The 2,946-nt window shown below is 53.1% G+C and carries 1 rRNA gene; it reads left to right on the top strand.

Annotated elements, in window-relative coordinates:
* Positions 1-5: 5 nt before the first annotated feature.
* Positions 6-2,942, top strand: a 23S ribosomal RNA gene (locus KUV80_RS18460).
* Positions 2,943-2,946 lie beyond the last annotated feature (4 nt).

Genomic DNA, 2,946 nt, shown 5'->3' with positions numbered 1-2,946 from the left:
TATAAGGTTAAGCTAGAAAGGGCGCACGGTGGATGCCTTGGCACTAGGAGCCGAAGAAGGACGGGACGAACACCGATATGCCTCGGGGAGCTGTAAGTAAGCATTGATCCGGGGATTTCCGAATGGGGGAACCCACCATCCGTAATGGGATGGTATCCATATCTGAATACATAGGGTATGAGAAGGCAGACCCGGGGAACTGAAACATCTAAGTACCCGGAGGAAGAGAAAGCAAATGCGATTTCCTGAGTAGCGGCGAGCGAAACGGAATCAGCCCAAACCAGAGGGCTTGCCCTCTGGGGTTGTAGGACACTCTATACGGAGTTACAAAGGAACGAAGTAGGTGAAGTGGTCTGGAAAGGCCAGCCGAAGAAGGTAACAGCCCTGTAGCTGAAACTTCGTTCCCTCCAGAGTGGATCCTGAGTACGGCGGGACACGTGAAACCCCGTCGGAATCCGGGAGGACCATCTCCCAAGGCTAAATACTTCCTAGTGACCGATAGTGAACCAGTACCGTGAGGGAAAGGTGAAAAGCACCCCGGAAGGGGAGTGAAATAGATCCTGAAACCGTGTGCCTACAAGTAGTCGGAGCCCATTAACGGGTGACGGCGTGCCTTTTGTAGAATGAACCGGCGAGTTACGATCCCGTGCAAGGTTAAGTTGATAAGACGGAGCCGCAGCGAAAGCGAGTCTGAATAGGGCGACATAGTACGTGGTCGTAGACCCGAAACCGTGTGATCTACCCATGTCCAGGGTGAAGTTCAGGTAACACTGAATGGAGGCCCGAACCCACGCACGTTGAAAAGTGCGGGGATGAGGTGTGGGTAGGGGTGAAATGCCAATCGAACACGGAGATAGCTGGTTCTCCCCGAAATAGCTTTAGGGCTAGCCTCGCGGCAAGATTCCTGGAGGTAGAGCACTGATTGGACTAGGGGCCCCCACAGGGTTACCGAATTCAGTCAAACTCCGAATGCCAGAGAATTATCCGCGGGAGTCAGACTGCGAGTGATAAGATCCGTAGTCAAAAGGGAAACAGCCCAGACCATCAGCTAAGGTCCCAAAGTATACGTTAAGTGGCAAAGGATGTGGAGTTGCCCAGACAACCAGGATGTTGGCTTAGAAGCAGCCACCATTTAAAGAGTGCGTAATAGCTCACTGGTCGAGTGACTCTGCGCCGAAAATGTAACGGGGCTAAACGTATCACCGAAGCTATGGCTTGTACCACATGGTACAGGGGTAGGGGAGCGTTCGAAGTGCAGTGAAGTCAGACCGGAAGGACTGGTGGAGCGCTTTGAAGTGAGAATGCCGGTATGAGTAGCGAAAGACAAGTGAGAATCTTGTCCATCGAAAGCCTAAGGTTTCCTGAGGAAGGCTCGTCCGCTCAGGGTTAGTCGGGGCCTAAGCCGAGGCTGAAAAGCGTAGGCGATGGATAACAGGTTGATATTCCTGTACCACCTCCTTTCCGTTTGAACAATGGGGGGACGCAGTAAGGTAGGGTGAGCGCACTGATGGAATAGTGCGTCTAAGCAGTTAGGCTGTTGGATAGGCAAATCCGTCCAACGTGAAGGCTGAGCTGTGATGGCGAGGGAAATTTTAGTACCGAAGTCCCTGATCCTACACTGCCAAGAAAAGCCTCTAGTGAGGAAAGAGGTGCCCGTACCGCAAACCGACACAGGTAGGCGAGGAGAGAATCCTAAGATGATCGGGAGAACTCTCGTTAAGGAACTCGGCAAAATGACCCCGTAACTTCGGGAGAAGGGGTGCTCTGATAGGGTTTATCGCCCGAGAGAGCCGCAGTGAATAGATCCAAGCGACTGTTTAGCAAAAACACAGGTCTCTGCGAAACCGCAAGGTGAAGTATAGGGGCTGACACCTGCCCGGTGCTGGAAGGTTAAGAGGAGGGGTTATCCTTACGGAGAAGCTCTGAATTGAAGCCCCAGTAAACGGCGGCCGTAACTATAACGGTCCTAAGGTAGCGAAATTCCTTGTCGGGTAAGTTCCGACCCGCACGAAAGGTGTAACGACTTGGATACTGTCTCAACGAGAGACCCGGTGAAATTATAGTACCTGTGAAGATGCAGGTTACCCGCGACAGGACGGAAAGACCCCATGGAGCTTTACTGCAACTTGATATTGGATTTTGGTACAGCTTGTACAGGATAGGTAGGAGCCTGAGAAGCCGGAGCGCCAGCTTCGGTGGAGGCGTCGGTGGGATACTACCCTGGCTGTATTGAAATTCTAACCTTGGACCGTGATCCGGTTCGGAGACAGTGTCAGGTGGGCAGTTTGACTGGGGCGGTCGCCTCCTAAACAGTAACGGAGGCGCCCAAAGGTTCCCTCAGAATGGTTGGAAATCATTCGCAGAGTGTAAAGGCACAAGGGAGCTTGACTGCGAGACCTACAAGTCGAGCAGGGACGAAAGTCGGGCTTAGTGATCCGGTGGTTCCGCATGGAAGGGCCATCGCTCAACGGATAAAAGCTACCCTGGGGATAACAGGCTTATCTCCCCCAAGAGTCCACATCGACGGGGAGGTTTGGCACCTCGATGTCGGCTCATCGCATCCTGGGGCTGAAGTAGGTCCCAAGGGTTGGGCTGTTCGCCCATTAAAGCGGTACGCGAGCTGGGTTCAGAACGTCGTGAGACAGTTCGGTCCCTATCCGTCGCGGGCGCAGGAAATTTGAGAGGAGCTGTCCTTAGTACGAGAGGACCGGGATGGACACACCGCTGGTGTACCAGTTGTTCCGCCAGGGGCATAGCTGGGTAGCTACGTGTGGACGGGATAAGTGCTGAAAGCATCTAAGCATGAAGCCCCCCTCAAGATGAGATTTCCCATCACGTTAAGTGAGTAAGACCCCTTAGAGATGATGAGGTTGATAGGTCTGGTGTGGAAGCGTGGTGACACGTGGAGCTGACAGATACTAATCGGTCGAGGGCTTATCCTTAAAA

This window comes from Fictibacillus nanhaiensis, assembly GCF_019801215.1.
GTDB classification, from domain to species: domain Bacteria; phylum Bacillota; class Bacilli; order Bacillales; family Fictibacillaceae; genus Fictibacillus; species Fictibacillus nanhaiensis_C.
Note: the sequence above shows the minus strand (reverse complement) of the source record. Positions and strands in the feature narration are given on the sequence as shown.